At 41.8% G+C, this 7,974-nt stretch carries 7 protein-coding genes; 3 read left to right on the forward strand and 4 right to left on the reverse strand.

The genetic code is table 11. The features are described 5' to 3' along the window. Positions 1-159: 159 nt before the first annotated feature. Positions 160-1,107, reverse strand: coding sequence for a TerC family protein (locus NHN17_RS24985; RefSeq protein ID WP_255045385.1), 948 nt, complete (start codon positions 1,105-1,107; stop codon positions 160-162). 621 nt (positions 1,108-1,728) lie between these two features. On the opposite strand from NHN17_RS24985, the gene NHN17_RS24990 reads away from it, so the two are divergent. The 3 genes from NHN17_RS24990 (at position 1,729) to NHN17_RS25000 (ending at position 4,796) form a co-directional block, all read left to right on the forward strand. Continuing rightward, complete coding sequence (locus NHN17_RS24990; protein ID WP_255045386.1) at positions 1,729-1,887, forward strand: hypothetical protein; 159 nt, start codon at positions 1,729-1,731, stop codon at positions 1,885-1,887. Positions 1,888-2,810: 923 nt separating this feature from the next. Then, entirely contained in the window at positions 2,811-4,028 is a 1,218-nt protein-coding gene (glgC, locus tag NHN17_RS24995; protein WP_255045387.1) for a glucose-1-phosphate adenylyltransferase, read from the forward strand. Positions 4,029-4,397: 369 nt separating this feature from the next. Continuing rightward, the gene (locus NHN17_RS25000; RefSeq protein ID WP_255045388.1) at positions 4,398-4,796 is read left to right on the forward strand and encodes a hypothetical protein; all 399 of its coding nucleotides are present in this window, start codon (positions 4,398-4,400) and stop codon (positions 4,794-4,796) included. 58 nt (positions 4,797-4,854) lie between these two features. Here the strand turns inward: NHN17_RS25000 and NHN17_RS25005 are convergent, their stop codons facing one another. The 3 genes from NHN17_RS25005 to NHN17_RS26095 all read right to left on the reverse strand — a co-directional run bounded on the left by NHN17_RS25005 (position 4,855) and on the right by NHN17_RS26095 (position 7,646). Further along, the gene (locus NHN17_RS25005) at positions 4,855-6,261 is read right to left on the reverse strand and encodes a basic amino acid/polyamine antiporter (RefSeq protein WP_255045389.1); all 1,407 of its coding nucleotides are present in this window, start codon (positions 6,259-6,261) and stop codon (positions 4,855-4,857) included. A 226-nt stretch (positions 6,262-6,487) separates the two neighbouring features. Next, positions 6,488-6,961 (reverse strand): cell division inhibitor SulA, encoded by a 474-nt coding sequence (locus NHN17_RS25010; RefSeq protein WP_255045390.1) that lies wholly within the window; start codon positions 6,959-6,961, stop codon positions 6,488-6,490. Positions 6,962-7,430: 469 nt separating this feature from the next. After that, positions 7,431-7,646, reverse strand: coding sequence for a site-specific integrase (locus NHN17_RS26095; protein WP_373689599.1), 216 nt, complete (start codon positions 7,644-7,646; stop codon positions 7,431-7,433). Between the last annotated feature and the right edge of the window lie 328 nt (positions 7,647-7,974).

The raw sequence follows: 7,974 nt of genomic DNA on the forward strand, positions 1-7,974 counted from the left end.
AGTGGGCTTGGAGCATAAAAATTCCCTCCAGTTGCTGCCTACTTTAAGTTTAGCAACAACTTAAGGGAACATAGCGTATATATAAAAGCCGCTCGCGGAAACGCTAGCGGCTTTGTCTATTGTATACCAAGTCTTGAGATAGGCTGGATAGTTAAGCGATTATGACACTTTCAATTCTCGGGTTTTCCATAGTGATCCAATAATTGCCGTGCTGATGGTCAATACAATCACACCCAGAGAGACGGGAGTTGGGATCGCATAGCTGGTTTCCATCAGTAGCATCTTGATACCGATAAAGCTCAAGATGAAAGCCAGTGCCGGACGTAGGTAGCAGAAACGGGTCAGCATACCTTCTAGTACAAAGTACAATGAACGTAATCCAAGCAAGGCGAATACGTTAGCTGTCATGACCATAAAAGGCTCTTTTGTCACGGCAAAAATAGCAGGGATGGAATCGAGAGCAAACATCACATCGGTCAATGCGATCACCGCGATCACTATTAACAACGGAGTCGCAATCCAACCTTTGTTGTCTTTGACGAAGAACTTGTGATCCCTGTATTCATCAGAGACCCGAAAACATTTCTTCACCATGCGTACGGGTAGCGATTGGGAGAAGTCTTCTTGTTCTTCTTCATCTTCGCGCCACAATTTGTAACCGGTATACAGCAAGAAGGCCGCAAATACATACAAGATCCAGTGGAACTGGGTAAGTAGTTCTGCACCAACAGCAATCATGATCGCACGAAGGATCAATGCACCGACAACACCTAGCATCAGCACCCTAGGGCGAATCGCTTCAGGTACGACAAATTGGCTGAAAATCAACGCGAAGACAAATAAGTTGTCGACACTTAAAGACTTTTCAAGCAAATAGCCGGTTAAGAAAGCCGTCGCTGCTTCACTGTTGGTATAGCTGCTTTCTGGTGCCATCAAAGGCCAGTACAGGTAGATAACCACATTAAAGGCTAGAGCCAATATCACCCAAAATACACTCCATACAGCGGCTTTTTTAATGGTGACTTTACCACCACGGGTTTGATACAGGTCCAGCGCCAACATTAAGATGGTTAGAACAGCGAACCCTTCATAGCTTAAAAGGCTCATAGTTTACTCCTTTCACGATCGAGTGCGCGAAAGGGGTGGGATATGACCAGACCTTTCGCGCATTAATGTCATGGACTATCTCTTTGCCAATTGGCAAATAAAGATAATCCTGCACGGTTGTGCATGATTAATGGCGTTGGTCTCGTCAGAATGGTGTAGGGCTGGTGCTACAAATCCACCCTCGGCTGCCGGAAGTACAAGACTTCGAGATGACGACAGACGAACAATTGGTGACTACTCCCCAAAGCAGGCGCATTCTAAAAGCAAATTTCACAATGCGCTAGTGATAATTTACACCAAATACATAAATAATTAATTTATTATGATGAAATGCATCAAGGTGATATACATCAGGGTGCTATGCGTCAAGTGATTTGATCTAACTTGGATATTTACCTTCTTTGTCATAAATCTGTCACAGACGAGCGCTAATTTCGTGGCAAAAAAATGCGATTAGTTCATACTTAACCATGACTGAATATCGTATTTTTTTGTCATGTTAAAAAAGAATTTGATTAGGTTACCACGTTTTAATCCTGTCATATTGATATTCTATATAGGTCTATACCTTTGTTATATTATTGTTCTATTTTTGTGTTTTTTTGATCGAGGCAAAGTATCATGGAAAGGAAAGTGTTGATTAGAAATATTTCTTATATGGAACGCGAGCTGTCGGAAATGAGAAAAGAACTGGCACAGCTTGATGCTCAAACAGAGCAACAACAAGGGCTGGAAACACAAGAGGGCATGACTGTCCGTCAAGTTTATTTCCAGCTCTAATACCCATTACCAATCAGATAATTAATTGATAAATAAGTTATTGGATTGGTTGAAAACAAAGAAAGCGTGACAGCATTATCGTCACGCTCAGTGCTTCAAAACCTTAGTGAACGTTTTTATTCTTGCTGATAATGAGCGTAGTTCAGATTTAGCGTCAAACTTATCAGAACACGTTATCAATACATCCTCGTGACTTATCGCCACTTTACCGAAGTCTATATCAACCATTTCAACCATTGCATTCTCTACATTAGGAGAGTTACGGGTAGTTACTCACGGCCGCATTGGTAGATTTATTATGACCAACGACAGGGGCGAACTTGTAGGGATGAAGCTGATGTACTTACTTCTTGGTGATATATCGACGCGGCGTCTTAACCGACAAGACATATCTATGTCTTGAGTTAGGCATGAGTTTTAAAGTGTTACAGGGTAGCGCTTTTGTTGAGCTTGCGATATCAGATGTAAAAAAAGCTGCATCAAAGTGGATGATTCGGCTCAAGGGATTACTGAAGGCCTAAATGCAGGTACGCGTACGAAAGCGCTCGAAGCTTTTGCTCAATCTGGTGCACAATGACTAAATTGACATCTATTGCGCGCCGTTTAACGGCAGGCGAGCGCTTATAAACTCAGCAATTAGACATTATGATTTCACGATAAAAAGGTTCTCTAATGAATAACTGCCTAAGATGTTTGAAAGAGATTGAGAAAACCTAGGCAAGTTGCCCTTTTGGTGCAGTCATTCATCAAAAGGGCTTTTTTTGTGCAACTGCTTCTTATTGTCTCACCATGTTGGTGCGTCGTGGTTGTGACTTCATTTTCTACTCAATTTTAGCGCGAACTATCAATGGGTTAATAATTATCCATTATGGCGTAAATATTGCTCTGTTCTCTGTATTACATACTGTGCGCTAGGGGAAAGGATGAAAAAGGAAGCAATTACCGTTATTTTGGCTGGTGGAGTAGGCTCAAGATTGTCACCATTAACTGACCACAGAGCTAAACCCGCTGTACCTTTTGGTGGTAAATATCGGATTATTGATTTTACACTCACCAATTGCTTACATTCTGGACTACGTCGAGTGTTGGTGCTAACTCAATATAAGTCACACTCACTTCAAAAGCACCTGAGAGACGGTTGGTCTATTTTTAATCCTGAACTTGGTGAGTACATTACTGCGGTACCTCCACAAATGCGCACTGGTGCTAGCTGGTATCAGGGCACGGCAGATGCTATCTACCAGAACCTCTACTTACTCACCCGAAGTGAAGCAAAATATGTCGTTGTACTTTCCGGCGATCATATTTATCGTATGGATTATGAGCCAATGCTCAAGCAACATGTTGAAAATGAAGCTGATTTAACCGTTGCCTGTATGGAAGTACCAAAACCAGAAGCTCATGCCTTCGGTGTAATGTCCATTGATGAGTACCAACGTATCTACTCTTTCACAGAGAAGCCAGAAGATCCCCAGCCATTGCCAACTAATCCTGATGCCTGCTTAGCCTCGATGGGGATATACATATTCTCGATGAAGGCATTGGAAGAAGCTTTAGAAAAAGATGCAATTTGCCCATCAAGTAGCCATGATTTCGGTAACGATATTATCCCCGGCCTGATCGATGGTGAGCGTGTTTATGCTTATCAATTTGGTGGTTCAGAGGGTAGGGTAAGTCAAGATGCTTACTGGCGAGACGTCGGTACTCTTGATTCGTTCTATCAAGCCAACATGGATTTGTTGTCATATTGTCCACCCATGGATCTTTACCAGAAGGAGTGGCCAATAAGGACTTATGAACAACAGTTGCCGCCGGCAAGAACGGTCTCTTCATCTGCGGGTAATGAAGGGATCTTCATTAACTCTATTATTTCAAATGGGGTAGCCATCAAGGGAGGTTCGGCACAGAACTCGGTGTTGTTTCCTAAAGTGAAAATCGAGAATGCCGCCGTGGTAATTAATAGCATTGTTTTCGAAGGCGTCGTGGTTGGTGAAGGGGCTCATGTAGAGAACTGTATTATCGATAAAGATGTTGTTATACCTGCAGGGACTGAAATTGGAGTGAACCCCAAACATGATGCAGAGCGGTTTGTCATTTCACCAAATGGAGTCGTTGTTATCTCATCTGATTATCAATTTTAAGAATAACATTCTTTAACCAAATGGAAGGCTGACAAATATTGTCGGCCTTTTTGTTTGCTAATGTTGCAATTTTGTTTAATTAATCATTTGCATAAATAAAGACATTTATCAATTGAGCTCAGTTGAATTAATTGATTTTTCAAGATGGTGATCACTATGTTCTCAAGGTTTTATTGATGTTAATCAATTGTTCCATGCGTATTTCCACTTTGATTTTTTGCTTCTAAAAAGCAGATCAACACCATATTTTCATAAATTAGACATAGCTCAAGCTTAAGTTAGTCGTATAGTAGTTATTAGCTAACAGTATATTTAGCCAGCTGCACATGAGTTATTAACAACAATGGTTATGTTTCTGAAAGGATGGTTATGGAAACATCAGTTGAATTCTCAAATCTAGACAATGTTGTTTTTGATTACACGACATTTTTATCAGCATCATGCAAACAAAGAGTAACACTTGTCGATGCGTTAAAAGCGCTGATTCCTGCATTTGAAATTACATGGACTTCTTCAATGCCACACGGAATGACAGACTCAGAGAAGTTGCAGTTGCAAGCACTAAAAGTGCTGTCAACCAATATTAGTGATACGAACAACCTGATTCGTTTGTTACGACTTGCCCGCGCAGAGCATATTGACGAGCTTATAATCAAGCTGCCTTATGCGCTAGAAGAGCTTCAACTGATTGAGATTGAGAGTAAAGCCGCGTGTAAGGTGATTAAGTTAGATGATGAAGGGGAAGTGCTTAGAGCGCATATGCTCTGAATGCTTATTTGTTCAGGTAAATTAAAAGCCAGCGTTTAGTACGCTGGCTTTTTCATATCTAAATCATACCTTTCCACAACATGCCAACGGCTAAGCAAGCCGCCATAGTCAGTATGCTGGCGGCTGTCATTTCCTTGCCAACAAATGGTCGTGTTTGCTGTTCGCGTTTGGCTTTAATGTAAAAATATAAGCCAGGTAGGTACAGCAGAGCTGATAGCAGTAAATAGCCAAGGCCAGAGGCATAAAGTAGCCATAATCCGTACAGGCTGGCGCAAAGGCCGACAACAAACAATGAGCCACGGTCTTTGCGCTCAATGGCCAGTTTTAGTGTATAGGCACCAACCAAAAAGTAAGGCACTAAGATCATCTCTGAGGCAATCGCAAGCAGGGTGTCATAGGTACTGCCGGCGAACATCACAAAGATAAGGCTGACCTGGATACAGCAGTTGGTTAACAACAAGGAGTTCACTGGGCTGCCAGCTTGGTTCTGCTTGGAAAAACAAATCGGGAACATTTTGTCTTTAGCACCTAAATACGGCGCTTCAGAGGCTAGTACTGTCCAGCTGAGGAAGGCGCCACAGACGGAGACCAGCAGGCCGCCACCGATGATGTATTTACCCCAAGGCCCAAGGATTTCAGTCAGTACCTTTGCCATTGAAGGGTTCTGGTAGGTTGCCAGTTGCTCGGTGCTAATCACCCCCATCGAAAGCAATGTAACAAAAACGTAGATGGTAAGGGCGGTGAGTAGGCCAAGAATCGTTGCGCGGCCGATATCCTTGCGGTTCTTTGCACGGTTTGACACCACAACTGCACCTTCAATACCGATAAATACCCATACTGTAATCAACATGGTGCCCTTTACTTGGGATAGCAGATCATGTTGCTCACCAAAGTGGAGCCCTGTGAAGTCGAATACAAACGTATCCCACTGAAAGGCGACAAACGCAGAGAAGATAAACAGGAACAAAGGGATCAACTTGGCACAGGTTGTCACCATATTGATCATGGCTGCGGTTTGGACACCGCGTAATACTAGTGCATGTACCAGCCACAGTAATACAGAAGAACCGATGACTGAAAGCCAAGTGTTCCCAGCACCAAACAGTATCATATCGGGGGTATCGAACAGCATACCTAACGTGCTGAATACGATTACTAGGTATGAGACATTAGCCAGCATTGCACTTAGCCAGTAACCCCATGCCGAGCAGAAGCCGACGAAATCGCCAAAGCCAGCTTGAGCGTAACCAAAGACACCGCTTTCGATTTCAGGCTTTAGCCGCGAGAGGTGTTGGAAAGCCAGGGCGAGGAAAATCATTCCTATACCTGTGATTGTCCAACCGATTATTACGGCTGCGGGACTGGCAACAGCTGCCATATTTTGAGGAAGGCTGAAGACACCCGCACCTATCATTGAGCCGATGACCAAAGCGGTTAGCGATCCTAATCCCAGTTTCTTTTGCATTTATACATCCGGTTATAACGACTGAATATTTATAATTTTCAGGCGTATTATGATGGTTTTTTCTTGATTTGCACGGCCGAATTGATGCAAGTCACGCAATTTATAGTTAATTACACCATTCATTGTACTGGATCAAAAAAGCCATCCGCATTGATGATGGCTTTGTAAGTATAGGAAAGAATTATGTCTTGGTTCCTGAGCGTAACTCTGCAATTCGACAGGGTATTCAGTGGTATGTGATCTGCGATTTGTCGTCTCGGTTGATAACAAATGCATAGCTAGCACCTGCATCTGATGCTTCACGGATGGCGTAACTGGCAAAATGTTGAATATCACCCGTTGCAATGACGGCACTGCAGTTACCACTGCGAAGTGCTTTTTCCATCAGTTCCTGATCAGTCTTGCTTTTTTTATTGGCCAATACGAGGACCTTGTTTAAATTGATACCGGCACTTTTCATTAAATTTTTGTCAATTAGCGAATTCTGACCGATAAACATGATCCAGCGATTCTGCTGGCTAGCTTGTTTGAGGATACGTAAAAAGTAAGCCAACTGTGCTTGGCTTTCGTCATTGAACGAAACCTCAATTGGGCAATTAACGTTATGAGGAGAAGAAGAGCCCTCAGGCTGAGCGGCAAACGTCGCTTTGTAGACCTGAGAAGCAGAAACTGTGTTTTGGTGTTCAAAGTAAGCAGCCATAATCCTTCATCCTTAAACAGTGTTTATTTATACATGCTGTATGCTTATACAGTAGTTTTATTTGGATACTGTTGCAAGTGTTTTTTGCATTGAGTTGAACAGAATAGTGAATTGTTCGAATAAAAGTTTTATGATTTTGGGTTTAAGTGATTGTTTTTTATATAGATATAGTTGTCATTTAAATGATTAGGTGTTGATATGCAAATGAGTAGGCTTCAGTTTTTAGCACTAAAAAGGATTAGGACCAGTACTGTATACAGGCAAAAACCACTGTATAACACCTGTATATACAGCGGTGATGGCTGTCAGAATGACCAGGTGTGTTTATGTGTGTTGTCTCTTGGCGTATATATGCGCATGACGGGTTTGTATAATGTTCCGTCATCTATGTAATCATACGTGGAGTAGCTCAAAAAATGATGAGGCTAAAGGTAATACCAACCAAAAATACGATATTACGGTTAACTGATTACAAAAATTGATTGTACAAATATGCAAGAGCATTGAGTGCGGTGCTTTGAGTGTTTGCTGCTACCATTTTGTTCGTTACAAGGTGCGTTAAAAACTGTTCAACATCCTTTGAGTCTAGCATGGTAGGGTGTTGCTTGTTGTGAAACAGGATATAGGAACGTTTCCAGTAAATATAAGAGTCTACGGTCAATTTTTTGTAATGGCGAGAACATATGCTTTTTGATGGCGTTTAAAAAAGGTGAGTTAGTCATAATTTATACTCGTTGAAAATAAATACTGAAGATAAGTTGCGCAATGTGAAGAGAGAAATGGACAGTTATTATTTGCGACGTACCTATCACTTTCAATGAGAGTGTATGGGGGATATAAAGAAAATATGCAGTAAGTCAATTATCGAGAATGATGATGGGGATATGATGAATCTCTCTTCAATTGTTTGTTAGCTACTTTAATGATGCTACTTAACCAGGGTGAGATCACGAACGTTTTCTGACCAAATTCTGTAAGTTTGACCGGCAGATCGATTTATGATCTTATACTCC

Source organism: Photobacterium pectinilyticum (genome assembly GCF_024357955.1).
GTDB lineage: Bacteria > Pseudomonadota > Gammaproteobacteria > Enterobacterales > Vibrionaceae > Photobacterium > Photobacterium pectinilyticum.

Excerpts from the sequence above, each read along its gene's own strand:
- NHN17_RS24985 (WP_255045385.1), bottom strand. The coding sequence starts at position 1,107 with ATGAGCCTTTTAAGCTATGAAGGGTTCGCTGTTCTAACCATCTTAATG.
- NHN17_RS24990 (WP_255045386.1), top strand. The coding sequence starts at position 1,729 with ATGGAAAGGAAAGTGTTGATTAGAAATATTTCTTATATGGAACGCGAG.
- glgC (WP_255045387.1), top strand. The coding sequence starts at position 2,811 with ATGAAAAAGGAAGCAATTACCGTTATTTTGGCTGGTGGAGTAGGCTCA.
- NHN17_RS25000 (WP_255045388.1), top strand. The coding sequence starts at position 4,398 with ATGGAAACATCAGTTGAATTCTCAAATCTAGACAATGTTGTTTTTGAT.
- NHN17_RS25005 (WP_255045389.1), bottom strand. The coding sequence starts at position 6,261 with ATGCAAAAGAAACTGGGATTAGGATCGCTAACCGCTTTGGTCATCGGC.
- NHN17_RS25010 (WP_255045390.1), bottom strand. The coding sequence starts at position 6,961 with ATGGCTGCTTACTTTGAACACCAAAACACAGTTTCTGCTTCTCAGGTC.